This is a genomic window from Streptomyces thermospinosisporus (genome assembly GCF_039526425.1).
GTDB classification, from domain to species: domain Bacteria; phylum Actinomycetota; class Actinomycetes; order Streptomycetales; family Streptomycetaceae; genus Streptomyces; species Streptomyces thermocarboxydovorans.
Genome location: NZ_BAAAIZ010000004.1, coordinates 85,611 through 111,031, shown reverse-complemented (window position 1 = coordinate 111,031; position 25,421 = coordinate 85,611). Strand labels below are relative to the sequence as shown.

24 protein-coding genes are annotated in these 25,421 nt (G+C 74.0%); 16 read left to right on the top strand and 8 right to left on the bottom strand.

Going from position 1 to position 25,421, the window contains the following annotated elements; genetic code table 11:
• Positions 1 to 55 precede the first annotated feature (55 nt).
• Positions 56 to 820, top strand: coding sequence for a VOC family protein (locus ABD207_RS02035; RefSeq protein ID WP_344009533.1), 765 nt, complete (start codon positions 56 to 58; stop codon positions 818 to 820).
• Between the two features lie 28 nt (positions 821 to 848).
• Here the strand turns inward: ABD207_RS02035 and ABD207_RS02030 are convergent, their stop codons facing one another.
• A complete protein-coding gene (locus tag ABD207_RS02030) occupies positions 849 to 1,340 on the bottom strand; it encodes a MarR family winged helix-turn-helix transcriptional regulator (RefSeq protein ID WP_344009579.1) in 492 nt (163 codons plus the stop codon).
• A gap of 415 nt (positions 1,341 to 1,755) precedes the next feature.
• Between ABD207_RS02030 and ABD207_RS02025 the strand changes: the two genes are divergently transcribed.
• The 4 genes from ABD207_RS02025 (at position 1,756) to ABD207_RS02010 (ending at position 5,258) form a co-directional block, all read left to right on the top strand.
• On the top strand, positions 1,756 to 2,298 hold the full coding sequence (locus tag ABD207_RS02025; protein WP_344009531.1) for a DUF5134 domain-containing protein: 543 nt from the start codon (positions 1,756 to 1,758) through the stop codon (positions 2,296 to 2,298).
• A 114-nt stretch (positions 2,299 to 2,412) separates the two neighbouring features.
• Positions 2,413 to 3,348: a M56 family metallopeptidase gene (locus ABD207_RS02020; RefSeq protein WP_344009529.1), complete on the top strand. Its 936-nt coding sequence runs from the start codon at positions 2,413 to 2,415 to the stop codon at positions 3,346 to 3,348.
• 62 nt (positions 3,349 to 3,410) lie between these two features.
• Positions 3,411 to 4,085, top strand: coding sequence for a phosphatase PAP2 family protein (locus ABD207_RS02015; RefSeq protein WP_344009527.1), 675 nt, complete (start codon positions 3,411 to 3,413; stop codon positions 4,083 to 4,085).
• A 390-nt stretch (positions 4,086 to 4,475) separates the two neighbouring features.
• On the top strand, positions 4,476 to 5,258 hold the full coding sequence (locus tag ABD207_RS02010; protein ID WP_344009525.1) for a TetR/AcrR family transcriptional regulator: 783 nt from the start codon (positions 4,476 to 4,478) through the stop codon (positions 5,256 to 5,258).
• On the opposite strand, the gene ABD207_RS02005 is transcribed toward ABD207_RS02010, so the two are convergent.
• On the bottom strand, positions 5,246 to 6,748 hold the full coding sequence (locus tag ABD207_RS02005) for an LVIVD repeat-containing protein (protein WP_344009523.1): 1,503 nt from the start codon (positions 6,746 to 6,748) through the stop codon (positions 5,246 to 5,248). The two genes, ABD207_RS02010 and ABD207_RS02005, sit on opposite strands and share 13 nt — an antisense overlap.
• A 176-nt stretch (positions 6,749 to 6,924) precedes the next feature.
• On the opposite strand from ABD207_RS02005, the gene ABD207_RS02000 reads away from it, so the two are divergent.
• Positions 6,925 to 7,605, top strand: coding sequence for a DUF305 domain-containing protein (locus ABD207_RS02000; RefSeq protein WP_344009521.1), 681 nt, complete (start codon positions 6,925 to 6,927; stop codon positions 7,603 to 7,605).
• A 29-nt stretch (positions 7,606 to 7,634) separates the two neighbouring features.
• Here ABD207_RS02000 and ABD207_RS01995 read toward each other — a convergent pair whose 3' ends face one another.
• Entirely contained in the window at positions 7,635 to 8,105 is a 471-nt protein-coding gene (locus tag ABD207_RS01995; protein ID WP_344009519.1) for a DUF6214 family protein, read from the bottom strand.
• A 238-nt stretch (positions 8,106 to 8,343) separates the two neighbouring features.
• Between ABD207_RS01995 and ABD207_RS01990 the strand changes: the two genes are divergently transcribed.
• The gene (locus ABD207_RS01990; protein ID WP_344009517.1) at positions 8,344 to 9,696 is read left to right on the top strand and encodes an FAD-dependent oxidoreductase; all 1,353 of its coding nucleotides are present in this window, start codon (positions 8,344 to 8,346) and stop codon (positions 9,694 to 9,696) included.
• Positions 9,697 to 10,039: 343 nt separating this feature from the next.
• Here the strand turns inward: ABD207_RS01990 and ABD207_RS01985 are convergent, their stop codons facing one another.
• Positions 10,040 to 10,804, bottom strand: coding sequence for a PaaX family transcriptional regulator C-terminal domain-containing protein (locus ABD207_RS01985; protein WP_344009515.1), 765 nt, complete (start codon positions 10,802 to 10,804; stop codon positions 10,040 to 10,042).
• Between the two features lie 73 nt (positions 10,805 to 10,877).
• On the opposite strand from ABD207_RS01985, the gene ABD207_RS01980 reads away from it, so the two are divergent.
• Positions 10,878 to 12,572 carry a DNA alkylation response protein gene (locus tag ABD207_RS01980; protein ID WP_425580607.1) on the top strand — a complete coding sequence of 565 codons (1,695 nt, stop codon included), beginning with the start codon at positions 10,878 to 10,880 and terminating at the stop codon, positions 12,570 to 12,572.
• Between the two features lie 117 nt (positions 12,573 to 12,689).
• Positions 12,690 to 14,783: a HEAT repeat domain-containing protein gene (locus tag ABD207_RS01975; RefSeq protein WP_344009513.1), complete on the top strand. Its 2,094-nt coding sequence runs from the start codon at positions 12,690 to 12,692 to the stop codon at positions 14,781 to 14,783.
• 82 nt (positions 14,784 to 14,865) lie between these two features.
• On the opposite strand, the gene ABD207_RS01970 is transcribed toward ABD207_RS01975, so the two are convergent.
• A complete protein-coding gene (locus tag ABD207_RS01970) occupies positions 14,866 to 15,456 on the bottom strand; it encodes an Rv1733c family protein (protein ID WP_344009511.1) in 591 nt (196 codons plus the stop codon).
• A 166-nt stretch (positions 15,457 to 15,622) separates the two neighbouring features.
• Between ABD207_RS01970 and ABD207_RS01965 the strand changes: the two genes are divergently transcribed.
• The 4 genes from ABD207_RS01965 to ABD207_RS01950 all read left to right on the top strand — a co-directional run bounded on the left by ABD207_RS01965 (position 15,623) and on the right by ABD207_RS01950 (position 19,567).
• Positions 15,623 to 16,777, top strand: coding sequence for a WD40/YVTN/BNR-like repeat-containing protein (locus ABD207_RS01965; protein ID WP_344009509.1), 1,155 nt, complete (start codon positions 15,623 to 15,625; stop codon positions 16,775 to 16,777).
• Between the two features lie 70 nt (positions 16,778 to 16,847).
• Positions 16,848 to 17,525 (top strand): uracil-DNA glycosylase, encoded by a 678-nt coding sequence (locus tag ABD207_RS01960; protein ID WP_167997826.1) that lies wholly within the window; start codon positions 16,848 to 16,850, stop codon positions 17,523 to 17,525.
• Positions 17,522 to 18,550 carry an N-acetylglucosamine kinase gene (locus ABD207_RS01955; protein ID WP_344009507.1) on the top strand — a complete coding sequence of 343 codons (1,029 nt, stop codon included), beginning with the start codon at positions 17,522 to 17,524 and terminating at the stop codon, positions 18,548 to 18,550. The genes ABD207_RS01960 and ABD207_RS01955 overlap by 4 nt, the downstream gene beginning before the upstream one ends.
• A gap of 84 nt (positions 18,551 to 18,634) precedes the next feature.
• Positions 18,635 to 19,567: a sirohydrochlorin chelatase gene (locus tag ABD207_RS01950; protein WP_344009505.1), complete on the top strand. Its 933-nt coding sequence runs from the start codon at positions 18,635 to 18,637 to the stop codon at positions 19,565 to 19,567.
• A 141-nt stretch (positions 19,568 to 19,708) separates the two neighbouring features.
• On the opposite strand, the gene ABD207_RS01945 is transcribed toward ABD207_RS01950, so the two are convergent.
• A complete protein-coding gene (locus ABD207_RS01945) occupies positions 19,709 to 20,740 on the bottom strand; it encodes a lactonase family protein (protein WP_344009503.1) in 1,032 nt (343 codons plus the stop codon).
• Positions 20,741 to 20,927: 187 nt separating this feature from the next.
• On the bottom strand, positions 20,928 to 22,439 hold the full coding sequence (locus ABD207_RS01940) for an FUSC family protein (protein ID WP_344009501.1): 1,512 nt from the start codon (positions 22,437 to 22,439) through the stop codon (positions 20,928 to 20,930).
• A 210-nt stretch (positions 22,440 to 22,649) separates the two neighbouring features.
• On the opposite strand from ABD207_RS01940, the gene ABD207_RS01935 reads away from it, so the two are divergent.
• Positions 22,650 to 23,135, top strand: a complete 486-nt coding sequence (locus tag ABD207_RS01935) for an Lrp/AsnC family transcriptional regulator (RefSeq protein ID WP_344009499.1) — start codon at positions 22,650 to 22,652, stop codon at positions 23,133 to 23,135.
• A gap of 257 nt (positions 23,136 to 23,392) precedes the next feature.
• On the top strand, positions 23,393 to 24,142 hold the full coding sequence (locus ABD207_RS01930; protein WP_344009497.1) for a DUF4142 domain-containing protein: 750 nt from the start codon (positions 23,393 to 23,395) through the stop codon (positions 24,140 to 24,142).
• A 36-nt stretch (positions 24,143 to 24,178) separates the two neighbouring features.
• Here ABD207_RS01930 and ABD207_RS01925 read toward each other — a convergent pair whose 3' ends face one another.
• On the bottom strand, positions 24,179 to 24,937 hold the full coding sequence (locus tag ABD207_RS01925; protein WP_344009495.1) for a LysR family substrate-binding domain-containing protein: 759 nt from the start codon (positions 24,935 to 24,937) through the stop codon (positions 24,179 to 24,181).
• Positions 24,938 to 24,995: 58 nt separating this feature from the next.
• Between ABD207_RS01925 and ABD207_RS01920 the strand changes: the two genes are divergently transcribed.
• Positions 24,996 to 25,382 carry a DUF5997 family protein gene (locus ABD207_RS01920; protein ID WP_344009493.1) on the top strand — a complete coding sequence of 129 codons (387 nt, stop codon included), beginning with the start codon at positions 24,996 to 24,998 and terminating at the stop codon, positions 25,380 to 25,382.
• The last annotated feature ends 39 nt before the right edge of the window (positions 25,383 to 25,421 follow it).

Below are 25,421 nucleotides of genomic sequence, written 5' to 3'. Positions count from 1 at the left end.
GTCTAGCGTGCTCGGAGGGACGGCTGCCGCGAAGGGGTCGCGCGGAAGGAGCGCCATGAAGCTGACCGCGCCGGTGACCGGCGGACCCTGCTGGGCCGAGCTGGGGACCACCGATGTCGACGGGGCCAAGGCGTTCTACACCCGTCTGTTCGGCTGGCTCGCCGAGACCGACACCCGTGAGCAGGCGGGCGGTTACACCGTGGCACGGCTCGGGGACGCGCCGGTCGCCGCGCTGACACCGCTGTTCAAGCCCTCGCAGCCGGTCGCCTGGAACGTCTCGTTCGCGGTGACCGACGCCGAGGCCTGTCTGCGGGCGGTGCGGCACGCGGGCGGGACACGGCTGCTCGGCCCGATGGAGGTCTTCGACCTGGGCCGTTTCGCCGTGATCGCCGACCCGGACGGTGCGGTCTTCCAGCTGTGGGAGCCGGGCACCTTCCCGGGCGCCGGGGTGTTCAACGCGCCCGGGGCACTGGGCTGGGTGGAGCTGCTCACCCGCGCACCGGAGCAGGCGGTGGCCTTCTACACCACCGTGTTCGGCTGGAGCGTCGACCCCGCGCAGCGCTACCCGCAGTGGCGCATCGACGGCGCCGGCTTCGGCGGCATGACGGCCATGGACGAGAAGTTCCCGCCCGAGGTGCCCTCGCACTGGCTGCCGTACTTCGCCGCCGAGGACGTGGACGAGACCGCGGCGGCGGCCGCCCGGGACAAGGGCACCGTGCTGATGGAGCCCACGACGGTCCCCGACGGCCCGCGCATCGCGGTGCTGCGCGATCCGCAGGGGGCGGTGTTCGGGGTGTACGCGGCGGACCACGAGCGCTGAGCGACGACAGGCGCCGGGCGGCCGGCGTTCAGGGGCGCAGTGCGCCGAGGCGGCCCTCCAGCTGGGCGAGGAGGGTGCCCAGCAGGGCGGCGAGTTCGCCCAGCTCCGGGCTGTCCAGGCCGGACAGCACCGCGGCCTCGTGGGCGAGCTGCGCGGGCAGGACGTCGTCGACGAGGTCACGTCCGGCGTCGGTCAGTCGGACGTGGGTGACCCGGCGGTCACGGGAGTCGCCACGGCGCTCCACCAGGCCCCGCTGGGTGAGCTGCTTGAGGCGCTTGGTCACCGCCGCGCCCGAGGCGAAGGTCTCCCGGGCCAGTTCGCTCGGGGTGAGTTCCTGTCCGGTGCGCCGCAGCGCGGCGAGCAGGTCGAACTCGGGCCGGGTCAGTCCGGCCCGGCGCAGCGGGACGTCCTCGGCCTGCTGGAGGAGGGCGGCGCAGCGGTTGATGCGGCCGATGACCTCCATGGGCGCGGTGTCGAGATGGGGGTGCACGGCCCGCCACTGGCGCACCACCGCGGCCATCGTGTCGCCTCCCGCGCCGCCCGGCGGGGCGGGAGGCGCGAGATCCGCCGGGGCGTCATCGGGGGTCGAGGTGCCTTCGGGCGCCGTCATGGCCGTGCGTCCTCCGTCGTCGTGCGCGGGCCGGGGTCCGGGGCAGGCCCTGGCGTCGTACCGTCGCCGCGAGCGTACGGTCGTCCGGACCGCTCGGCCCGGTCGACCCGCTGCCGGGGCGGCGAGCGCCGCCGCCTTTCACCCGCGGCGGCGCCTGCAGGGCCCGGAGGCCACTGCCACTCGCACAGGTCCTGAGCTGCCGTGCACTCCCCCGCACGCCCCCGCGTACACCCTTGCGCTCGCGTGCGCACCGCCGGGTGCGGGCATCCCTTGACCGATCGTCGAGGTGCCGTCGAGGTCCCGTGACGGGCAGGGGGAGGCTGGAGTGCACGGACCGGCGTCGACCGGCTGGCTGCTGGTCGCGCTCTGCGCGGCGACCGGCGCCTACTGTCTGGTGCGGATGCGCAGCGAGGTGGAGGAGCAGCGCCGTGCGGCGGGCGGCGAGGCGCTGATGGGTTTCGGGATGGCCGCCATGGCGGTCCCGGCCGCGGTGTTCACCCCGCCGGACTGGGGCTGGTCCGCCTATGCGGCGGTGTTCGGCGCGGCGGGGCTGCACGCGCTGTGGGCGGCCCGTGCGAGCGCGCACCATCTGCATCATCTGGTGGGGGCGGGCGCCATGGTCTACATGTCGCTGGTCATGGGCGCCGCGCCGGGGCACGGGCACGGCGGTTCGGGCCTGCCACCGCTGACCGGGGTGCTGCTGCTGTACTTCGCGGGCTATGTGCTGGCGACGGGGGCACGGCTGGTCCCCGCGGCAGCGACGGCCGGTGGCACCGGAGCCACGGGCTGGGGGGACCGTCCGGAGCTGGCACGGGCGTGCCGGCTGTCGATGGCGATGGCGATGGTGGCCATGCTGCTCGCGATGTGAGCCGGGAGGATGGGTGCCCGTGTGCCCGTCGGACGGGCGCATGGGCCGTTGAGTACGTCACTTTGCCCCCTTGGGCCGTATCCCTTGACCGTGCGGCGCTCATAGGCTGCACGCATGATCCTTCCCGCCCTCCTGTTGCTGCTGGGCGTGCTGACCGCCGTGCTCGGCCCCCGGCTGCTCGCCCGGGCCGACTGGCCGGACCGGGAACCGGTGGTCGCGTTGTGGGTGTGGCAGTGCGTCGTCGCGGCGGTGCTGCTGTGCTGTGCGCTGTCGATGACGTTCAGCGCCGCGGCGGCCTGGCACGCGGTCGGCGGGCGGGTGTTCGCCACGGCGCCGCGCGCGGTGGTGGAGGCGTACGCGCTCGGAACAGCGGGGCCCTGGGCGGCGACCACCGCGGTCACGCTCGCCTGCGGGGGCCTGTGGACGGCGGCCATGCTGGTCCGGGAGATCGGGCGGGCCCGCGCCCGGCGGCGGGCGCGCCGGGCCGAACTGCGCGAGCGGGTACCGCTGCTGCCGGGCGAGGAGCCGGGCTCGGACCGTCTGGTGGTGCTGGAGGGCGAGCGGCCCGAGGCGTGGTGGCTGCCCGGGACCCCGCCTCAACTGGTGGTCACCACGGCCGCGTTGCGCCGGCTCAAGGGCCGGCAGCTGGACGCGGTCCTCGCCCATGAGCGGGGGCACGCGCAGGCCCGTCACGACTGGCTGCTGCACTGCTCCTCCGCCCTGGCCGACGGGTTTCCGCAGGTGCGGGTGTTCGCCGCGTTCCGCGACGAGATGCACCGGCTGGTCGAACTCGCCGCCGACGACGTGGCCTCCCGCCATTTCGGCCGGCTGACCACCGCGCTCGCCCTGGTCGAACTCAACGAGCACCGGGGCGTGTTCGGCCCCTGCCCGGCCACGCAGGCCCATGTCCCGGCCCGGGTGAACCGATTGCTGACCCCGCCGGACCGGCTCACCGCCGCCCGCCGGCTGCGGCTGACGGCCGCGGCGTCCCTGGTTCCGGTGATCCCGGTGCTGGTGGCGTTCGCCCCGGGATTGCGGGCACTGGGGTAGACGAGACTCGAAAGCGTCGGAGCAACGGGCTCCGGGCCCGTACCGTCGGCAAGGATCTCCGCATGCGCACCCCCCACGTCGAGTCCCCGCCCCGTCCGTCCGGCAGGCGCGCCCCCGCCGCCGTGTCCGCCGGAGTGCTGGGCGTGTGCTCCGCGCTGCTGCTGGTGCTGGTCGCCTCCGAGTGGCGGCCGCTGACCGGGCTGGACGGTGACATCTCCCGGACCACCCACCGCTGGGCGGTCGAGGAGCCGGGGCTGACGCAGGCGTGCCGGATCCTGACGGACTGGGTCTGGGATCCGTGGACGATGCGCATCCTGTGCGGGGTGACGGCCGCCGTCCTGGTGTGGCGGTTCGCGGCCCGCTGGACGGCGCTGTGGCTGGTGGTGACCGTGGCCGCCGGGACGGCACTGCAGCAGGGGCTGAAGGCCGCGGTGGGCCGCGCCCGGCCGGTCTGGCCCGACCCGGTCGACAGCGCCCAGTACGCGGCGTTCCCCTCGGGCCACGCCATGACCGCCACGGTGGTGTGCGGGTTGCTTCTGTGGCTGCTGCACCGCGGGGGCATGGGCCAGGCCCTGTGGCGTGCGGTGCTGGCGGTCGCGGCGGTGTCGGTGATCGGTGTCGGGCTGACCCGCGTCTGGCTCGGCGTGCACTGGGCCACCGACGTCCTGGGCGGCTGGCTGATCGGCGCCCTGGTGGTGGTCGTGGCGATCCGGGTCCATCTCCACCGGCACCCGTGACCGGGCCGCACCGCCGGCCCTGACCGCTCCGGACCCGCTCATGGCGGCGTCCGCTTCCGTCGGCGGCCGCATTCCCCGGCCGACCTGCTCCTCCGCTTCCGGCGCGGCACCGAGTTCGCCGGGAACCCGCTGCCGGGCCGGCCATCGGACGTGCCCCGCGCACAGTGCACGACGACGCCCGCCGAGCCGCTGCGCTCCCCTCGCCTCCGCAGCGATTCCTGGCCGGCCTCTGGCAGGGAAGTAGCCCCAGGCTACCGAACGGGTGACGTCCGTCTCGGACGATCCCCCGCGTCGCCCGAGACGGACGGCAGCCCGAAACAGGCCCACCAGGGGCCTGACCGGACGCGTTGAGTATAGTTGGCTGGCAGCCAGTCAACGCAGGAGTCCAGCATGTCCCCGCGCAGCGCCTTGGTCAATGAAGAGTTGCGGCGGCGTTCCAAGGAGCGGCTCCTGCAGGCCGCCGTGGAGCTGGTCAGCGAGCGCGGCTACGAGGCGACGACCCTCGGCGACATCGCCGACCGTGCGGGATCCGCGCGGGGCCTGGTCTCGTACTACTTCCCGGGCAAGCGCCAGCTGGTGCAGTCGGCCGTGCACCGGCTGATGCACCGCACGCTGGAGGAGGAGCTGGAGCGCGAGCCGCGCACCGAGGACGGCCGGGAGCGCATGGCGCGGGCGATCGACGCGATCCTGGGCCTCGCCCGGGACCGGCCCGTGCTGATGCGCCAGCACATGGCGGGGCTGCTGCAGGCCGAGGGCTTCGTTCCGTGCCCGGAGCAGCGGCGGCTCGCGGAGCTGCTGAGCGACACGGTCGCCCGGCACGGCTCCTCGGACGTGGACAACGACTACCCGATGCTGCGCGCGCTGCTGATGGGAGCGGTGTACGCGGCCGTGATGCCGGGGGCGCCGATGCCGATCCCGGTGCTGCGCAGGGAGCTGTTCCGGCGTTACCGGCTGGACTGGGAGATGGGTGTTCCGCCGGACACCGAGGTGCCCGGCGGGACGGGTGACGCCGGCCCGCGGCAGCGGGCCGATCTGTCGCGGTTCTTCTCCACGGAGCCGGTCCCTGGTACGCGGTCCGGTGCGGGGCCGAGGCCCCGGCGGAAGCCCGGACCGGCACCTGAGGCACCTGAGGCACCCGGGGCGGAGCCGGAGGCCGACGCTCAGTCGAAGTAGTCCGGCTGGGTCTGCACGTTGAGCTCGCGCAGATGGATCCGTCGCGCCGGGTCCGTGCGCCGGTCGTCGATCTTCAGGACGTCCAGGCCCTTGGCCATGTCGTTCGAGTAGATGTGGCCGTTGTAGTAGTACGCCGACCAGGAACCGGCGGTGACGAGCCGGTCGGTGGTCAGCGGGCCGCGCTCGAAGTAGGCGATCTCCTTGGGCTTGGCCGAGTTGGTGAAGTCCCAGACGGAGATGCCGCCCTGGTACCAGGCCTGGACCATCAGGTCCCTGCCGCGGACCGGGATCAGCGAGCCGTTGTGGGCGACGCAGTTCTCGGTGTCGGCCTGGTGGCGCGGGATCTTGAAGTAGCTGCGGAAGACCAGCTTGCGCTTGTCGCCCTTGCCGGCGATGTCGTAGATGCCGTCCGCGCCGCGGTTCGGGCCGATCTCCGCGTTGCAGGTGGCGCCGCTGCCACCGCCCAGCTCGTCGGTGAACACGACCTTGTTCGCGCGCTGGTTGAAGGTCGCCGAGTGCCAGAACGCGAAGTTGACGTTGTCCTGGACGCGGTCGATCACCTTCGGGCGCTCGGGGTTCTTGATGGAGAACAGGATGCCGTCACCCATGCAGGCGCCGGCGGCCAGGTCCTTCGACGGCAGCACGGTGATGTCGTGGCAGCCGGTGGTCTTGGAGACGCCCGGGTTGGTGGGGGCGCCGGGGTTGCCGCCGCCGTCCGGGCCCTCACCGGGGAACAGCACCGGGAAGGCGACGACCGCGGCCTTGTGCGGGGCGTGCCGCGGAACCTTGATCACGGAGATGCCGTCGTGCGGTGGCCGGCAGTCCGGGTAGGCGGCGTTCGGGGAGTACGAGGAGACGTAGATGTAGACGTTCCTGCGCTCGGGCACCAGGGTGTGGGTGTGCGAGCCGCAGGCGGTCTCGACGGCGGCCACATAGCGCGGGTTGCGCTTGTCGCTGATGTCGAAGACCTTCATTCCCTCCCAGGAGGACTTCTCGGTCGCCGGCTGGGTGGTGCTGTTGCAACTGCTGTCGCTGCGCGAGGAGTCGGTGGAAAGGAAGAGCAGGTTCCCGGAGACCGAGATGTCGTTCTGCGAGCCGGGGCACAGCACCTGCGCCACCGTCTTCGGCTTGCTCGGGTCGCTGATGTCGAAGATGCGGAAGCCGTCGTAGTTGCCCGCGAAGGCGTAGCGGCCCTGGAACGCGAGGTCCGAATTGGTGCCGGGGAGAAGGTCCTTGGGGACGTTGGCCAGGTGGCGGATGTTGTCCGAGTGGACGATCTCGTCCTGGCCGGGGATGTCACCGTTCTGGATGGCCCTGCGGGCCTCGGCCTGGTCGCTGCGCGAGACCTCCTTCGAGGGGGCCGGGGCGTCACCGGGGTCGGGGATCGCCGCGGCCGGGCCCGCCGCCAGCAGTCCGGCCAGCAGCGCACCGGCCGCCACTGCGACGTGCAGGCGTCTGCGCCGGGATCGGGATTTGCCGAACAGGATCACTGTCTTCCTCCCTGCTTGGTTCAACCCGGAACGGGTTGCGCAGGGGCAGTATCCATTGAGCATGTACATACCAACAGAGGGCAGGCTTGGAACGCAGTTCGCCGAACAGCGACACACGTGGCGGCGCCGGAGCGGCCTCCGGCACGCAGGCGGTGTCCCAGCCACAGGAGGTTCTTGTGCTCTGTCGCCGTGTGCCACGCGGGTCTGTCGTCGCGGCCGGACTGACCGCCCTCGCCGTACTCGGGCTCTCCGCCTGCGAGTCGGGCTCCGGCGACGCCGGCCGGGCGGCGGCGAGCGGACCTTCGGTCATCGTGCCGGGCGAGCCCGGTGAACCGAACCGGACCCTGTCGGCCGAGGAGGCCGGCAAGCAGCGCGCCGAGGACGACTCCCCCAACTCCGCGGACGTGTCGTACGTCCGCATGATGATCGAGCACCACGCGCAGGCGCTGGAGATGACCGAACTCGTCGCGGACCGCGCCGAGTCACCGGGAATCGTGAAGCTGGCGGGGCGCATCGCCGCGGCGCAGCAGCCCGAGATCAAGGCGATGAAGGGCTGGCTGAAGACGCACGGCAAGCCGGAGAAGGACGACAGGGGCGGGCACCACCACGCGACGATGCCCGGCATGGCGACCGAGGCCCAGCTGAAGAAGCTGCGCGCGGCCGAGGGCAAGGCGTTCGACCAGCTCTTCCTCACACTGATGATCACCCATCACGAGGGGGCGGTCACCATGGCGTCGGAGGTGAAGGGCCAGGGCAACAACATCCAGGTCGAGGAGATGGCCGACGATGTGATCGCCCAGCAGACGGCCGAGATCAACCGCATGCGCGACCTGGCCCGGGGCGCGAGGAAGAAGTGATGAAGAAGCGATGAAGAAGTGACGCGGCGTCAGCGGCCCGGGTCGGCGGTGCGGCGCCGGGCGTGACGGGGAGTCAGCAGGCCCGCGTCCCGGGCGCGGCCGATCAGGCGGAGGGCTCCGCGGCGGCTGCACCCGGTGGCGCCCATCACGGCCAGCACCGGATCGGCCCCGGCCAGCTGGGCGGCGCGGTACTCGCGTGCCACCAGGTGTCTGCCCTCGGGGCCGGTGGGCCTGATCCGGCGGCCCCGGTGCGCCCCGGTGCCGGCTCCCGGCCCCGCCCCGCAGGCGCGGGCCAGGGGCGCCTCGATCCAGTGGGAGAGCTCCGCCAGATCCTCCAGGGACAGTCCGGGCCGGGCCCGTACCTCCTCCACCCGGACGTCCCCCTCGCTGACCACGGCGAGGGCGTCCACGCCGGCCCCGTCGGCGAAGGCGAGCCGGATCTGCAGCCACCGTGTCGCGCGGCTTCCCTCCCGCACCTCCCAGGCGGGGCGCACGGACACCGTGCCCTCACCCGGAGAGCGATCGGCAAGTCGAAGAGCAGACACCTCGGACACACACGCAACGTAACCGCCCGGCCACGCGCAGGCGAACGAACACGCTTCCCGGACGGCGCACGGCACCCTGTCAGCACAACGCTGTCGGTGCGATGCTGGAGGCGTCAGCGCCGGATGCGCTGGAGCGATCTCCTGAAGCTGGAGCGATCTCCTGAAGATCCCCTCAAGGGTGAGGAGCGCGGCCGTGCTGCGTGTCGCCGTCGTAGGTTCCGGCCCGAGCGGTTGCTACACCGCCCAGAGCCTCGTCCAGCAGGATCCCGAGGTGCGGGTCGACGTGCTGGACCGGCTGCCGTGCCCCTACGGCCTGGTCCGCTACGGCGTGGCACCGGACCACGAGAAGATCAAGTCCCTGCAGAACAACCTGCGCTCGGTGCTGGAGCACGAGCGGGTGCGCTTCCTCGGCGGAGTCGCGGTGGGGCCCGGCGGGGTGCCGGCCGCCCGGCTGAGGGAGCTGTACCACGCGGTGGTGTACTGCGTGGGCGCCGCCACCGACCGGCACCTGGGCATCCCCGGTGAGGACCTTCCGGGCAGCTGGTCTGCCACCGAGTTCGTCTCCTGGTACAGCGCGCATCCGGACGCCGCGGACGACGGGTTCGTGCAGGGGGTGCGGTCCGCCGTGGTGATCGGCGTGGGCAATGTGGCGGTGGACGTCACCCGGATGCTGGCCCGCGGCGTCACCGAGCTGGCCCCCACGGACATGCCGCAGGCCGCGCTGACGTCGCTCGCCAAGAGCCGGGTGACCGACATCCACATGGTGGGCCGGCGGGGCCCGTCCCAGGCCCGGTTCACCACCAAGGAGCTGCGCGAGCTGGGCACGCTGCCGGGCACCGCGGTGCTGGTGGACCGGCGGGAGGCCGGGACGGATCCCGCGTTCCTGGACCCCTCCGGGCTGCCGAACGCCCAGCGGCGCAATGTGGAGGTGCTGCGCGGCTGGGCCGACGCACCTCCCGCGCCGGAGGCCCGGCGGCGGATCCGGCTGCGCTTCTACCTCCGGCCGGTCGAACTGCTCGAGCGGAACGGGCGGGTGGGCGCGGTGCGCTTCGAACGGACGGCGCCGGACGGGGACGGCGGAGGGGGCGTGCGGGGCACGGGGCGGTTCGAGGAGATCGAGGCGCAGCTGGTGCTGCGCTCGGTCGGGTATCGCGGAGTGCCGCTGGAGGGGCTGCCGTTCGACGCCACGACCGGCACCGTGCCGCACCGGGCCGGCCGGGTGCTGCGCGGGGAGGCGGCGGCATCCGGCGAGTACGTGTCGGGCTGGATCAAACGGGGCCCGACGGGCGTCATCGGTACCAACCGGCCGTGCGCGAAGGAGACGGTGGCCTCCCTGCTCGCGGACGCCGCCGAGCTGGAGCAGCGGGAAGTGCCCTCTGATCCGCTTCCCCACCTGCGGGCCGAGGGCGTCGAGCCCGTCGGCTGGGCGGGCTGGTGCGCCATCGAACGCGCCGAGGCGGACCTGGGCGCCTCCCTGGGCCGGAGCGTGGTCAAACTCCCCGACTGGGAGTCCCTGCTCGCGGCGGCGCGGACGGCCGGGGCGTAGCGGGACGGGACAGCAGGCCCGGCCACGGCTCGGCGCCTGTCTGGCAGCAGGGCCCTTCTGATCGCGCGGTCAAACGCCGGTGCCCGTGGCGTAACCGGACCGGTCAAGCCTCGGCGCCCGTCTCGCGACAGGACCCGTCACGCAGCAAAGCCACGACCCGGGCGCCGTCCGGGCGCGTGTGCCCGTCCGGCAGCAGGGCCCTTCTGGCCGCGCGGTCAAACGCCGGTGCCCGTGGCGTAACCCGGACCGGTCAAGCCTCGGCGCCCGTCTCGCGACAGGACCCGTCACGCAGCAAAGCCACGACCCGGGCGCCGTCCGGGCGCGCGCTCACGGTCTCCGCGGGTCAGGCCGAGCCGCCCGTCACGTGGGCGTGTACCTGGCCCGCCAGCTCCTGCTGGTAGTCGGTGTAGGCGGCCCGCAGCGCCTCGCCCGGCCAGTGGGCGGGCAGCAGGGCGGGCGGCAGGACGGGGTCGGCGAGGAGGTGGCGGACCACGGCCGCGAAGGCGGTGAGCCGCTCGGCGGGGCGGTCCAGGCGCTCGATGTGCGCGAGCAGCGCACGGGCGTCGGCGGACCAGGCCTGAAGCGGCCACAGGCTCGCGGCGAGGTCGCGGGCGGGCTGCTCGGGACGGGCGGTGTAGTGCTGGGCGACGGCGCCGAGCGCGGCGGGCAGCGGGCGGTCGAGGTTGGCGGGGCGCAGCCAGACGCCCTCGCGCAGTTCCGCGAGACGCAGGGCCGCGAGTCGCGAGCGCAGCTCGGCGCGCTCGGCGGGGCCGCGGCCGGTCGCGGTGACCACGACCATCTCCCAGTCGCCGTCCCAGGGGCGGGTACGCGGCCGCACGGCCTCGTCCTGGCGGCGCTGGCGGTCCAGCAGCCGGTCGCTGAGCCGGTAGCCGGCCTCCGTGCGCCGCAGGTCCCCGGCGGCCACCATCCGGCTGAGCGCGGCGCGCAGGGTGGAGCCGCCGACGCCGAAGCCCGCCATCAGGCGCGCCAGATCCCGCGCGGGCAGCTCCGGCGGGTGGGTGCCGAGCAGCAGGCTCAGCACGATCGACCGCGCGGACAGGGGCCGCAGGCGGGGCTCGCCGGAGCGCGCGGGGTCGTTGATCGGCATGGGTCCGTACTGTACGACGGCCTGGCGTGTTGCACTATTGCTGCGGCTGCAGGAGGAGTGCAACACTCGCCCCATGGTCATGACTTTCGCGGAAGAGCAGCGCCCGGAGCCGGGCGCACCGGGCGGCGGACACGGCGGGTACGCCACGCACGAGGTCACCAATCAGGCGGGCCCGCTGGCCCCCTACGACGCCTCCGACGACGCCGCCCTGCTGGAGGGGCTGCGCCGCGAGGGCGCCGGCTGGGCCGAGGAGGAGCTGCGCCGGCTCGGCCGGGTCGCGGGCAGCGAGCAGGTGCAGGAGTGGAGCGATCAGGCCAACCGCCACGAGCCGGAACTGCGCACCCACGACCGGTTCGGGCATCGCATCGACGAGGTGGAGTTCCACCCGAGCTGGCACCACCTGATGCGCACCGCCGTGGCCGAGGGGCTGGCCGGGGCGCCCTGGGCGGACGAGCGGCCCGGCGCCCATGTGGTGCGCACCGCGGGCGGGCTGGTGTGGGGGCACACCGACGCGGGGCACGGCTGCCCGACCTCCATGACGTACGCGGCGGTGCCCGCGCTGCGCCGGCAGCCGAAGCTGGCGAAGGTGTACGAACCGCTGCTGACCAGCCGGGAGTACGAGCCGGGCCTGCGGGTGCCCACCGAGAAGCGCGGCCTGCTGGCCGGCATGGGGATGACCGAGAAGCAGGGCGGCTCGGACGTCCGCACCAACACCACCGTGGCCACGCCCACCGCGGAAGAGGGCGTGTACACGCTGCGCGGCCACAAGTGGTTCACCTCGGCGCCGATGTGCGATGTGTTCCTGGTGCTGGCGCAGGCGCCGGGCGGGCTGTCCTGCTTCTTCGTGCCGCGCGTGCTGCCGGACGGCACCCGCAACACCTTCCGCATCCAGCGGCTGAAGGACAAGCTGGGCAACCGCTCCAACGCCTCCTCCGAGCCCGAGTTCGACGGCACCGTCGCCTGGCTGGTCGGACCGGAGGGCCAGGGGGTGAAGACGATCATCGAGATGGTCAACTGCACCCGCCTGGACTGCGTGATGATGTCGGCGGCGCTGATGCGCAAGACGCTCGTCGAGGCGGGGCACCACGCCCGGCACCGCAGCGCCTTCGGGGCCCGCCTGGTGGACCAGCCGCTGATGCGCAACGTCCTGGCCGATCTGGCGCTGGAGTCGGAGGCGGCCACGACGCTCACGCTGCGGCTGGCCGGTGCCGCCGACCGTGCGGTGCGCGGGGACGAGAAGGAGCGGGCGTTCCGGCGGATCGCCACCGCCGTCGGCAAGTACTGGGTGACCAAGCGGGGCCCGGCGTTCACCGCCGAGGCGCTGGAGTGCCTGGGCGGCAACGGCTATGTCGAGGACTCCGGGATGCCCCGGCACTACCGCGAAGCTCCGCTGCTGTCGATCTGGGAGGGCTCGGGCAATGTGAACGCGCTGGACGTGCTGCGCGCCCTCGGCAAGGATCCGGCCACCGCCCAGGCCCTGTTCGACGAACTCGCCCTGGCAAAGGGCGCGGACGCCCGGCTCGATGCGGCGGTGGCCCGGCTGAAGCAGCAGCTCGGCGACGCCTCCCAGGTGACGGCCCGCCGACTGGTGGAGCAGATGGCGCTGACCCTGCAGGGCTCCCTGCTGGTCCGGCACGCCCCGCCCGCCGTCGCCGACGCGTTCTGCGCGACCCGGCTGGGCGGCGACTGGGGGCACGCCTTCGGCACGCTCCCCTCGGCGGCCGGCCTCGACACGATCCTGGAGCGTGCGCTGCCGGACGAGAACTGACTCCGCATCAAGCCACCCGCCGCAAGGTTTGCGCACAGTCACCTCTCGGGTGCGCATCGTTGTCAGTGTCGTGGTGCAGACTCGCGAACAGTTGGCACTTCGCCTGGGGAGGACAACGTGTTCACGGGGATCGACGAGGTCGACTGGGCCTCGATGCGGCATGCGTACGGGAGCGCGGAGGACGTGCCTCTCCTCCTCGAGGGGCTCGCCTCCGCGGACGCCGCCGAGCGGGAGACCGCGCTCGACGGCATGTACGGCGCCGTGCACCACCAGGGAAACGTGTACGACTCGACGCTGGCCTGCGTCCCGTTCCTCTTCGCGCTCGCCGTCCGCGAAGAGGTGCCGGACCGGGCGGGCATCGTGGACCTGCTGGTGAGCATCGGCGGGGAGGAGCCGGCCGGCGACGGCGGTCCGGACGACGGCCCAACGGACGACTACGCAACGGGCGGTGACGCAACGGACGGTGTCGAACCGGACCGGCTGCGCGTCAGGGCGCGGGCGGCCGTCCGCGCGAAGGCGGAGGTGTTCGCAGGGCTCACGGCGGACCCGGACCCCGCGGTGCGCCGTGCGGCGGCGGGCGCGGCCGTCCGGTTCCTGGAGCAACCGGGACGGGTGCTGAGCCTGTTGCGGATGCGGCTCGCCGACGAGCGGGACGAGAGGGTGCTGCTCGCGCTGATCGAGGGCCTCGGCCGGTTCGCCCGGCGGCACCCCGCGCACGCCGGAGCGGCGGTGGAGCTGCTGGCGGCGCACAGCGCCCCGCCGCACGGCCCGGGGCTGCGGCTGGCGGCGCTCGGCCAGCTGGCGGGGTGCGCGCCGGAGCGGCTGCCGGCGGAGCTGGTGCCGACCGTGCTGCGGCTGCTCCGGGAGCGGGCCCGGCTGCGCCCCGTCCTCCCCGACGAACCGGACGGCCCCGACACCGACACGCTCGTCGGCCGGCTGCGGCGGCTGCGCCCCTCGGACGAGGAGGGATCCCAGCTGCTGCGCACCCTGCACACGGCCCTCGACGACCGGATCGCCGACCGCACGGCGCTGCTGACGGGCCAGCTGTCCTGCCCCGACCCGGTGGACCGGTGCCACGCGGTGTGGATGGCGCCGGGCCTCTTCCGCACCTGGCGTGCCGACTACTCGGAACCGATCGCCCTGATCGGCGCCCAGCTCGCCGGCGAGGACGACCGGCTGCGCGACGCCGCGCTGTTCGTCCTCGCCGAACTGCACGAGCTCGCCGCACCGGCCGCCGACGCGCTGCACGAGCTGGTGACCGGCCGCCCGGAGGTGCGCATACGAAGATGGGGCAGCGGGGCCCCGACCCTGGGCGAGGCGGTCAAGGCGCTGGCTCGCACCGGGGATCCGCGCGCCGTGCCGGTGCTGGCCGAGGTGCTGGCCGGAGGGGTGGTACCGGACGACCTCGGCTACCAGATCCCCCATCTGGGCCCGGTGGCCGCGCCGCTCGCCCCGGCGCTGCGCGAGCGGCTCGCCCAGCTCCCCCTCGGCACCCCCGATTTGCACGAGCGCGCCGCGCCCCTGCTGCGGGCGCTGGCGGCCCTCCGCGACGCCGAGGCGCTGCCCGCGGTGCTGCGTCTGGCCACCGGGCTGCCCGCGGACCTGCGTCTGCGGGACTCGCTGCTCGCCTCGGCCGTCCGGACCCTGGGTGCGCTCGGGCGGCCGGCTCGGGAGGCAGCACCCGTGCTGCGCGGGCTGCTGGACGGCGCCTGCGGGGTGGCTGCGGCGGACGCGCTCTGGGCCGTCGAGGGGGATGCGGATGCCGTACTGCCCGTTCTTCTGCGGGAGTTGACCGGCGGCGGGACGCACGGCGGTCCCCGGGCGGCGGCGGAGGCCCTGGGCCGCATGGGACCGGCGGCCCGGGCCTGCGTGCCGGGGCTGCGCGAGCTGACCCGCTCCGGCGACCTGTGGGAGCGGACGGCCGCCGCGCAGGCCCTGTGGCGCATCACCGGGGAACCGGACGCGGCGGCGGACGTCCTGCGGGCGGCGTGGCGGGAGAACGAGTACACCCGCGTCCCCATCGCGGCGCTGGCGGCGGAGCTGGGCCCGGCGGCCGAGCCCCTGCACGACCTGCTCCGGGCGGAACTGTCCACCCGCCGCCGCCATCGGGCGACGTCGGGCGGCCACTCCGGCAACGACCTGCACGAGGACGAGCTGCTGCTGCGCAGCTGCCGGGAGGCTCTGGAAGGAGACAACTCGCCTGTGGCGTAGGCACGGTCGGCTCGGGCTCACCGGATGAGCTGGGGTCGCACGCGACGGGAGCGTCGGTCTCCCCTCCGTGCTCGCCACGGGCTCAGCTGGTGCTGCGGCCCCACTGCGGTCCGAGCCTCGCCCACGCGGCGCCCCACTCCTCCAGGCGGCGCTCCTCCAGCCGTCTGCGTACCGCGCGGGCGGCCGCGACCGGTATCAGTGAGGCGCCCACGGCAGCCGTCACACCGACCAGGGATGCCCGGAACCTGGCCTCGGAGGCGGTGGTGGGCCGGGTCACCTGCCGGCCCTCGCGGTCCGTCCAGACGGTGACCGGGGTGCCGGCCGCGCTCCCGGCCGGCACCCGTATCTGACCCGTGTGCGGGGCGCCGTCGGCGGACGTCCAGCGGGCCGTGGCCCACACATGGTCGGACCGGTTGTCCCGCAGGTCGTCGCGCGGTGTCCCCGGTGCCCTCTCGGTCAGATGTGCCTCGACCCGCCGCCACTCCGCGCGTTCCCGGGCCAGCTCCTGACCGACCGAGCGGGCAACCACCGCACCGGCGGCCACGGCGATCAGCAGGGTCAGGGCCCAGGAGGCGAGCAGGAACCAGGACTCGATCCGGTCCGACCGCCGCTTCAGCGGGTTGCGCCGCCAGCGCCACAGCCATCGGCCCGGTCCCCGCACCGCCCTCGCCATAGACGGCCCCTCCTCACCGCTCGCGGGGTTCTCCCGCAGCCGCCCTCCCATACGTCGGGCCGTCGCCGGATGCTCACCGCGAGCGGTGTGAGCGCGACCGCATCCGGCCCGCAGCGCGGCGCACCCGGCTGACCAGCGGGCCCGGCTGATCCAGAGGTGACTGTCAGTGGCGGGGTGCAGACTGGCCCGTGTCCGGAAACGAGACGTCGACGGAGACGTCGCGGAGGTGATCGGCATGACCGAGGTTCTGCTAGCCGTGGGCACCCGCAAGGGGCTGTTCATCGGGCGCCGGCGGGGAGGCACCTGGGAGTTCGACGAGAGCCCGTACTTCAACGCCCAGGCCGTCTACTCGGTCGCCATCGACACCCGCGGCGCGACCCCGCGGCTGCTGGCCGGCGGAGACAGCTCGCACTGGGGCCCGTCCGTGTTCCACTCCGACGACCTGGGCCGCACCTGGACCGAACCGGCCCGGCCCGCGGTGAAGTTCCCCAAGGACACCGGGGCGTCGCTGGAGCGGGTCTGGCAGCTGCATCCGTCCGCCGCCGAACCGGACGTGGTCTACGCGGGCACGGAGCCCGCCGCGCTGTACCGCTCGGAGGACCGCGGGGAGACCTTCGAGCTGGTGCGCCCGCTGTGGGAGCACCCGACGCGTTCGAAGTGGATCCCGGGCGGCGGCGGTGAGGGCCTGCACACCGTGCTCACCGAGGCACGCGACCCGCGGGCCATCACGGTGGCGGTCTCGACGGCCGGCGTCTTCCGCACGCAGGACGGCGGGGCGAGCTGGGCGCCGTCCAACTCGGGGGTGCAGGCGGTGTTCCTGCCGGACCCCAACCCGGAGTTCGGCCAGTGCGTGCACAAGGTGGCACAGGACGCGGCGGACCCGGACCGGCTGTACCTGCAGAACCACTGGGGCGTCTACCGCAGCGACGACGCGGGCGCGCACTGGACGGACATCGGCGAGGGGCTGCCGTCCACGTTCGGCTTCGCGGTGGTGGCCCATCCGCATCGCGGCGACACCGCATACGTCTTCCCCATCCAGGCCGACTCCGATCGCGTGCCCGCCGGGCGGCGCTGCCGGGTGTTCAGAACGGCGGATGCGGGCCGCAGCTGGGAGCCGCTCAGCGCCGGCCTGCCGCAGGAGGACCACTACGGCACGGTGCTGCGCGACGCCATGTGTCACGACGGCGCGGACCCGGCCGGTGTGTACTTCGGCAACCGCAACGGCGAGGTGTACGCGTCGGCCGACGACGGCGACAGCTGGCGGCAGTTGGCCGGGCATCTGCCGGACGTGCTCTGCGTACGGGCCGCGGTGGTCGGATGAAACGAGGTCTCTTAGCCGGTCGTGGCCACTGGTTGATCGCCCCTGCCGTTGCGGCAGTAGGGTGACGCCCGTGGCACCACGACCCTTGCATGAGATTGTCGAAGCGGGATGGGCCAAGGCCCTGGAACCGGTGGCCGGACGCATCGCCGCGATGGGTGAGTTCCTGCGCGCGGAGATCGCCGCGGGACGCACCTACCTTCCGGCCGGGCACCACGTCCTGCGCGCCTTCCAGCAGCCCTTCGACGAGGTACGTGTTCTGATCGTCGGGCAGGACCCGTACCCGACGCCGGGGCATGCGGTGGGACTGTCGTTCTCCGTCGCGCCCGATGTGCGGCCGCTGCCCGGCAGCCTGGTCAACATCTTCCGGGAGCTGACCGCCGACCTGGGCGTGCCCCAGCCGAGCACGGGTGATCTCACGCCCTGGACCGAGCAGGGCGTGCTGCTGCTCAACAGGGCGCTCACCACCGCCCCGCGCCGGCCGGGCGCGCACCGCGGCAAGGGCTGGGAGGAGGTCACCGAGCAGGCGATCCGGGCGCTGGCGGCGCGCGGCAAGCCGCTGGTCTCGATCCTGTGGGGCCGCGACGCGCGCAACTGCCGCCCGATGCTGGGCGATCTGCCCGCCGTGGAGTCCGCGCACCCGTCCCCGATGTCGGCCGACCGGGGCTTCTTCGGCTCCCGCCCGTTCAGCAGGGCCAACGACCTGTTGATCCGTCAGGGCGGCCAGCCGGTGGACTGGCGCCTGCCATGACCGGGACCGGGGCGGAGCCGGGGTCCGGCTTCCTCGCCGTCGACTCCGGGGGTTCGGGCCTGCGGGTCGTCGTGGGGACGGCCGGGCGCGGCCCGCTGGCCCGTGCCGCCTCCGGCGAACCGGTGCGCACCGGCGCCCGGGGGATCGACGCCGGCCACCTCCTGGAGCAACTGCTGCCCCTGGCCCGGTCCTTGGCCGCCGAGACCGGGGTTGAACGGCTGGAGACGGCGGTCGTCGGGGCGGCCGGGCTGGCGAGCCTGGGCGACGAACTGCGCGCCGAGCTGCCGGGTGCGCTCGCCCGGGAGCTGGGCACGCGGCGGACCGCGCTGGCCGCCGACGCGGTCACGGCATACGTGGGTGCCCTCGGACCGCGCCCGGGTGCGGTGATCGCCGCCGGTACGGGGCTGATCGCGATCGGCACGGATCTGACCCGCTGGCGCCGGGCCGACGGCTGGGGCCATCTGCTCGGCGACTGCGGCGGCGGCGCATGGATCGGCCGGGCGGGCCTGGAGGCCGCGCTGCGCGCCCACGACGGCCGTACGGGCGGTTCCGCCCCGCTGCTGGCGTGTGCCGAGGAGATGTTCGGTCCCGTCGCGGGGCTGCCGGGGCGGCTGTATCCGCGCACCGACCGGCCGGCCGTGCTCGCCTCGTTCGCGCCGCGGGTCGCCGAGTGCGCCCCTGACGACCCGGTCGCCGAGGGCATCCTGCGTGCGGCGGCCCGGCACATCGCGGACTCGGCCGCGGCCGTCCTCCCGCGGAATGACGCCGCCGAGCCGCTGGTCGCGCTCACCGGAGGTCTGCTGAACCTGGGCGACCCGCTGGTCACGTCGGTGGACGAGGAGCTGGCGAAGCGGGTGCCGGGCGTGCGGCGGGTGCCGGCGGAGGGGGATCCGCTGCACGGGGCGGTGCGGATCGCCACCGATCTCGCCACCGGCTCGTTCACTCTTCCCCGTGATGCGGCGATGCTGTGTGTGACGAGCCCGGCGGGTGAGCGGAGCACCCCCGAGCCGCGCACCGACACGTAACGCAAGCGACATATCCGGACGGATACCGCTCACCTGCACCCTCCCCGAACAGGGGAGCCCAAGAAGCCACTAACATGCCGCACCATGAGCACCCCCACTGGGCCCGCGTCCGGCCTGCCAGTACGAATGCCGCGCCCCCGCCAGCCTGGACGGCACCGCCGCCCCGAGCCTCTGGTGGCTCCCGAGGGCGCGCCCGCGCTCGTCCTCGCCGTGCCGGGTACTCCCAGTAGTGCCATTCGCTCGCTCGCCGACGAGGTCGTGAGCATCGCCCGCTCCGAGCTGCCCGGCCTCGACGCCCGGATCGGCTACCTCGACGGCGAGGCCGACGCGAGCGCGGAGTTCCCGTCGCTGCAGGCGGTCCTCGCGCGGGCCTCAGAGGAGCGCACCGCCCGCTACGAGCAGGCGCGTGCCGCCGGTCACGACGTGAAGGAGCCGGACGGCCCCGTCGCCGTGGTCGTGCCGCTGCTCGCCGGCCCGGACAGCGCGCTGCTGCGCCAGGTCCGCCAGGCCGTGATGGACAGCCGTGTCGCCGCCGATCTGACCGATGTGCTCGGCCCGCACCCGCTGCTCGCCGAGGCGCTGCACGTGCGGCTCTCCGAGGCGGGTCTGGCGCGCGCCGACCGGGCCCGGCTGTTCACGGTGGCGACCGCCGCCGACGGCATCATCCTGGCGTCCGTGGGCGGCGACGAGGCGGTGCAGGCGGCCGGGATCACCGGCATGCTGCTCGCCGCACGCCTCGCGGTGCCGGTGATGGCGGCCGCGCTGGACCAGGAGGGCTCGATCGCCTCCGTCGCCGAGCAGCTGCGCGGCGCCGGTTCCCAGCAGCTGGCGCTCGCGCCGTACCTGATCGGCCCGGAGATCGACCAGAGCCTGATCGCCGAGGCCGCGAAGGAGGCGGAGTGCTCCGCCTCCGAGCCGTTGGGCGCGTACCCGGCGATCGGCAAGCTCGCCCTGGCCAGGTACACGACCGCCCTGGGCATCACCCCGCAGCAGCCGCAGGGGACGCCGGCCCGCTGACGCGGCCGCCGCCGGACAGGCGCCGCACCGAAGCAGCCGGACAGGCGCCGCACCGAAGCAGAAGGGGGCCCGCTCATCACGAGCGGGCCCCTCTCGGTGTCCGGAGTTCAGCCGGTGTGCGTGGTCGGCCGGCGCCGGCGGTCAGCCGATCACCACGCAGGACGCCGCCGTCACCTCGATCGCGCCGCGCCGGCGCGGCACACCGGTGGCCGGATCCGTCGCGAACCAGGTCACGTCGCCGGAGCGTTCGTTGGCGACGTAGAGGAACCCGCCGTGCGCGGTGAGCGCGCGGGGCCAGTGGCCGCCGCAGGGCACGGTGGCGGTCAGCCTCGGGACCGCCACGTCCCGGTCGGCCGTGAACACGGACAGGACGTCCGCGCCCCGGGTCGCGGTCCACACGAAGCGGCCGTCGGGCGAGACGGCCACGCCGGACGGGTAGGCGTCCCCGGCCGGGGCGCCGGGCAGCACCGGCAGCTCGGTGAGCGGTTTGAGCAGGCCCTCGGTGGCGTCCCAGTCGCAGACCAGGAGCGTGGGGCTGAGCTCGTTGAGGACGTAGGCCCGGGTGCCGTCCGGATGGAAGGCCAGATGGCGCGGGCCCGAGCCGGGGCGCAGGGCGGTCTCCCGGTGCACGGCGGGCACGCCGTCGTCGAGGGTGCACACCCGCACCGAGTCCGTGCCGAGGTCGATGCTCACGGCCCAGCGTCCGCTCGGGTCGGGCTGCACCTGGTGGGCGTGCGGCCCCTGCTGGCGCTGCGGGTGGGGTCCGGAGCCGGTGTGGGGCAGCGTCCCGGACGGCGCCGGGGCGAGCGAGCCGTCCGCCAGGACGGGCACGGCGGTGACGCTGCCCGAGCCGTAGTTGGCGGTCAGGACGTGCCCGGCGAACAGGCTGAGGTGGGTCGGCCCGTTCCCGTCGACGGGCACCGGGGGTCCTTGCGGTGCGGGCCGGTCGCCGTCCACCCGGTACGCGGCGACGGCGCCCTCGGCCGTCTCGCTGACCGCGTACAGGGTGCGGCCGTCGGCGGACAGGGCCAGATAGGACGGGTCCGGTACGCCGTTCAGCGACGCCAGGACGGTCAGCGCGCCGTCGTCGGGCGAGATCGCCGCGGTGACGATTCCGGGGCCGCCGGCCGCGGTGAAGGATCCGATGAACGCCCGTCGCCTGCCGTCCGTCACGGCTGTCCCCTCTCGTCCCTGCCGCTGTCCGCTCGTCCCCTGCCGCTGTGCGCCGGGCCGCGCCGCGTCCGCCCGACGACCGACGGTAGCAGTCGATCAGTTCAGGTCCGGACCAAGTTCGGATCAGGCGACACCCTCGATGGGTGCGGCTCGGGCAGGCCCGGGCCGCTGCACGGGGTGCGGCGGATCAGGCGCCGACCAGCGGCGAGCCGGACGGGGCGCGCAGGGGCGCGGCGAGCTCGGCGAGGGCACGCTCCAGGCCGTGGAGGTGCTCCAGGGCGGGTTCGGTGGCCGCAGGGGCGGTGCCCGGAGCGACGTCGCGTCCCTCGGTGAGCGCCTCGACCGCCGCCTCCACGCGCCAGCAGGCGGCGGCCAGCCGGGCGTCGTGCGAGGCCTCGGGGTCGGCGGCGACGGCGACCAGGCCGCGGATCTCGCGGGCGCAGTCGTCGAGCAGGTCCAGCACCCGGCGGGCCCGCCGCTTGCGGCCGAGCATCGGGTTCAGCGGGTGCACCAGCGGGGCGACGGAGAGCCGGACCCGGGCCAGCAGCTGCTCCAGCTCGGCGACCTTCGGCCGGGGGTCCGCGCCCTCGGTCCCGGCGAGCCGGGCGGCCGTCTCGGCCGTGCAGGCGTGGACGCAGCGCAGGGCCCGCTGGATCCAGGCGTCGGTGACGCTGTGCGTGGTCACGGGCAGCACGAACGCCACCGCGAGCACCGCGCCGAGCGCGCCGACGCCGGTCTCCACCAGGCGCAGCGCCAGCAGGCCCGGGCTCAGCACGCCCAGGAGGCCGTAGAGCATGGCGGCGAGCACGGTCACCCAGAGCATCATCCAGGTGTAGGAGAGGGCGGCGGTGTAGAAGATGCCGAAGACCGCGGCGGCCACGATCACGGCGGTCGGCAACGCGTCGCCGTGCACGGGGACGGCGATCAGCAGGCTGAGCGCGCCGCCGAGGACCGTGCCCATGAACCGGCGGAAGCCGCGGACCAGGGTCTCGCCGCGCGAGGTGGTGTTGACGAAGATCCACCAGGTGGCGCCGACGGCCCAGTACCAGCGCTCGCCGGAGACCAGCTGGCCGACGACGAGGGCGAAGGCCGCTCCGGCGGTCGCCTGGACCGCCTGGCGGGTGGTGATGCGGGCCAGCCCGGTGCCGCCCGGCGGCGCCGGCACGGTGGCGGGCGGCGGCGCCGGCACGGTGGCGGGCGGCATCCGCCGCTCGTAGCACCACAGCCCGAAGCGCACCACCGCGGCGGTGAGCACGGAGAGCAGCACCGAGGTGTACAGCTCGGGCAGTCTGCCCGGCGTCGCCTCCAGGAACTGCGCCGCGAAGTACGTCATGAACGCGAACACGCCGAGGCTGTGCCCGCGCGGGCCCCAGCGGCGGGCGTAGACGCCCGCGCCGACCACGGTGAGGAAGGCGAGGTCCCGGGCGAGCGGCTGGTCGTGCAGCTCGGCCGCGAGGGCGAGCACGGGAAGGCCCACGGCCGGGAGCAGCGCCGTGGTGACCGCCTGTTCGCGGACGGTGGCGTCGGTGACGGTGAACAGGGCGAGCAGGGCGGCCAGTCCGCCGGTGATGGCTCCCACGAGCGAGTGCCCGGCCAGGCCGCACACGACGACGGCCAGACCGATGCCGAGCACGGCACGGGTCGCGAAGCGCAGCCGCACGCGACCCGGGTCCGGAGCCATGAACGCCCTCTTCAGCACCGTCTACCGCCCCCTGGAAGTTCCATCGGAATGTGGCACGAAAAAGGCGCCGCGGACATCCGCAGCGCCATCGACCCCTCTATATCACCACCTCGGCCACCAACGGCTCAACTCGCCAGCCGCTCACTGTGCCATTGGTACAGTACGAGGGCCCGCAGAGCGGCCGCTGGAGTGCCAACGGCCGACACCGACCGAGGAGGCCGGACTCCCATGGCCGTGGACGAACTGGACACCCGCATCCTGCGGCTGCTGCTGGAGCAGCCGCGCACCAGCGTGCGGGAGTACGCCCGCATCCTCGGGGTGGCGCGCGGCACGCTGCAGGCCCGCCTGGACCGCATGGAGCGCGAGGGCGTGATCACCGGCACCGGGCCGGTCCTCTCCCCCGCCGCGCTGGGTCATCCGGTGCTCGCCTTCGTGCACATCGAGGTCACGCAGGGACATCTGGACGAGGTCGGCGACGCGCTGGCGGAGGTGCCGGAGATCGTCGAGGCGTTCTCCATCACCGGCGGCGGCGATCTGCTGACCCGGGTGGTGGCGCGGGACAACGGGCATCTGGAGGACGTGATCCAGAAGCTGATCAGCCTGCCCGGCGTGGTGCGCACCCGCACCGAGGTGGCGCTGCGCGAGCGGGTGCCGCACCGGCTGCTGCCGCTGGTGGAGTCGATCGGGCGCGGCACCCGCGGCCGGGACGCGTGACGGAATCGCGGGTGATCCGGCGACGGATCCACATGTGATCTTCGGCACGTCCCCCGCCGTGGCCGCCGGCTCTTTGCCCGGAATGCCGGGTCCGTGGGCCCGCTGAGCGGGGAGGACGGCCCCGGGACGCAGTGACGGCATGTCAACTGGCGCAGGTGCCGGGAGGTGGGCCGAAAGATTTTTCCCGGAACGCTGATTGTCTTGCCGCTGCCGTGCGTACTTCCTGCTGTTGGGCCGTTCTTATCCCAGGAGGCACGATGCGCATCTCGCGCAGCACGGCAGGAACCGCGTTCGTGGGCGGAGCCATGGTTCTCACCCTCGCCGCGCTCGCTTATCCCACCATGCTGGGCGTGCAGAACACATCGACCAAGCAGGACCGCATCATCGCCAACACCAACTACGGTCCGCTGACCGAGGCGGACCGTGACTTCGTGGTGAAGGTGCGGGCTGCGGGCCTCTGGGAGCACCCCCTGGGCCTGATGGCGATGAAGCGCGGCACCACGAAGGAGATGAAGGAGGCGGGCGAGCATCTCGTCGTCGGGCACGGCCGGCTGGACGAGAGCTGCCGCAAGATCTCGCTCGAGCTGGGCATCACGCTGCCCAACCAGGCGTCCCCGCAGCAGGAGCAGTTCGTGCAGACCGTGAACTCCGCCACCGGCAAGGAGTTCGACTCGGTCGCGGTGAACATCATGCGGGTGACGCACGGCCAGATCTTCCCGGTCATCGCCAAGGTGCGTGCCACCACCCGGAACACGCTGATCCGGCAGCTGGCCGACCAGGCCAACGACACGGTGCTGGACCACATCACCGTCCTGGAGAAGACCGGCCTGGTCAATCAGGAGCAGGTCAACTTCCAGCAGACCAACCCGCCCAAGATGCCCGCGGAGCAGGTGACCCCGCCGGCGCCGGCGGCCGGCGCACCGGTGAAGGTCCTGGAGATCCCGGAGAACCTGAAGGACCTCAACACAGCCTCTCCCGCTCCGTCGCCGTCGGGCGAGGTCAAGTAGCCGCTCAGTCCCAGGTGTCCCCTCTTCGAGAACCCGTCAGGACCTGCGGCGGGGCTTGCCCCGCCGTGGGTTCCTGGCCGCGCCGCCGGTGCCTCCCCGGCGGCCACCGCCCGCCGTCCGCCGGTTCCCGGCCCGGTCCCGGCCGGTGCGGCGCTCCTTCTCCTGCGGGGCGCGGTCGGGCTGCTTGCGGCCGCGGGTGCTGTTGACGGTCCGGCCGCGGACGATGCCGATGAAGTCCTCCACCTGGTCGGTGTGCGCGTCCTCCCGCCAGGCCAGCGCCACGCTGGACGCGGGGGCGTCCGTCAGGGGCCGGTGGGTGAGGTCCTTGCGGTGGTGCAGCCGGGCCAGCGACAGCGGCACCACGAGCACACCGATCCCGGCGGCGACCAGCTCCACGGCGTCGGCGGTGGTGGCGGGCCGCTCCAGGGCGGGCCTGCCGGGCAGAGTGTCCCAGTCGAGAACGTCGTCGAGCGGGTGCAGCACGATGTCGTCGGCCAAATCCTCCGGGGACACCTCGTCGACGGCCGTCACCAGATGGTCCCTGGGGACGACGACGACCGTCTGCTCGGTGTAGAGGGGGATCGCGCTGAACACCGTCCGGTCGACGGGCATCCGGACCAGGCCGGCGTCCGCGTCCCGGTCCCGCAGCCGCTCGACCGCCTCACCGGGCGGCACCTGGGTGAGGGTGAGCGGGACTCCGGGCAGCCGCTCGTTCCAGATGCGCACCCATTTGTCGGGCATCACGCCGGGGACGTACACGAGCCGGAACGAGGGGGACACTTCCGAGCCTGTCACCAGGCCAGGTTACCGGCCGTGGCCGGCACTCGGGCACACGCTCGATACGCTGGACCCCATGACGTCGCACCAGAGCACCCAGACGATGAAGCCCGCGACCGCGGCGAAGAAGCTGGGTGTGTACCTCGAGGCCACCCCCGCCGAGTTCCGTGAGGGCATGGTCTCGCGGGACGAGCTGAACGCGCTGCAGGCCGACCCGCCCGAGTGGCTGCGGGACCTGCGGCGCAACGGCCCGCACCCGCGTCCCGTGGTCGCGGCGAAGCTGGGGGTGTCCATCTCGGGGCTGGCGCGCGGGGGGATCACCGAGCCGCTGACCACCGAGCAGATCGAGGCGCTGAAGCAGGAGCGTCCCGAGTGGCTGGAGCGGGAGCGCGCCACTCAGGCGGAGGTTCGCAAGGAGGCGGCCCGGCTCAAGCAGCGCAAGGCGGAGCGCGGGACCCGCTGAGACACGGCTGCGCCTGCTTCGAACGAAACCGGCGGCCGG

What these genes read in the sequence shown, in the direction of transcription:
- ABD207_RS02035 (WP_344009533.1), top strand. Translation starts at nt 56, where the DNA reads ATGAAGCTGACCGCGCCGGTGACCGGCGGACCCTGCTGGGCCGAGCTG.
- ABD207_RS02030 (WP_344009579.1), bottom strand. Translation starts at nt 1,340, where the DNA reads ATGGCCGCGGTGGTGCGCCAGTGGCGGGCCGTGCACCCCCATCTCGAC.
- ABD207_RS02020 (WP_344009529.1), top strand. Translation starts at nt 2,413, where the DNA reads ATGATCCTTCCCGCCCTCCTGTTGCTGCTGGGCGTGCTGACCGCCGTG.
- ABD207_RS02015 (WP_344009527.1), top strand. Translation starts at nt 3,411, where the DNA reads ATGCGCACCCCCCACGTCGAGTCCCCGCCCCGTCCGTCCGGCAGGCGC.
- ABD207_RS02010 (WP_344009525.1), top strand. Translation starts at nt 4,476, where the DNA reads ATGTCCCCGCGCAGCGCCTTGGTCAATGAAGAGTTGCGGCGGCGTTCC.
- ABD207_RS01985 (WP_344009515.1), bottom strand. Translation starts at nt 10,804, where the DNA reads ATGCCGATCAACGACCCCGCGCGCTCCGGCGAGCCCCGCCTGCGGCCC.
- ABD207_RS01980 (WP_425580607.1), top strand. Translation starts at nt 10,878, where the DNA reads ATGGTCATGACTTTCGCGGAAGAGCAGCGCCCGGAGCCGGGCGCACCG.
- ABD207_RS01970 (WP_344009511.1), bottom strand. Translation starts at nt 15,456, where the DNA reads ATGGCGAGGGCGGTGCGGGGACCGGGCCGATGGCTGTGGCGCTGGCGG.
- ABD207_RS01955 (WP_344009507.1), top strand. Translation starts at nt 17,522, where the DNA reads ATGACCGGGACCGGGGCGGAGCCGGGGTCCGGCTTCCTCGCCGTCGAC.
- ABD207_RS01950 (WP_344009505.1), top strand. Translation starts at nt 18,635, where the DNA reads ATGAGCACCCCCACTGGGCCCGCGTCCGGCCTGCCAGTACGAATGCCG.
- ABD207_RS01935 (WP_344009499.1), top strand. Translation starts at nt 22,650, where the DNA reads ATGGCCGTGGACGAACTGGACACCCGCATCCTGCGGCTGCTGCTGGAG.
- ABD207_RS01930 (WP_344009497.1), top strand. Translation starts at nt 23,393, where the DNA reads ATGCGCATCTCGCGCAGCACGGCAGGAACCGCGTTCGTGGGCGGAGCC.
- ABD207_RS01920 (WP_344009493.1), top strand. Translation starts at nt 24,996, where the DNA reads ATGACGTCGCACCAGAGCACCCAGACGATGAAGCCCGCGACCGCGGCG.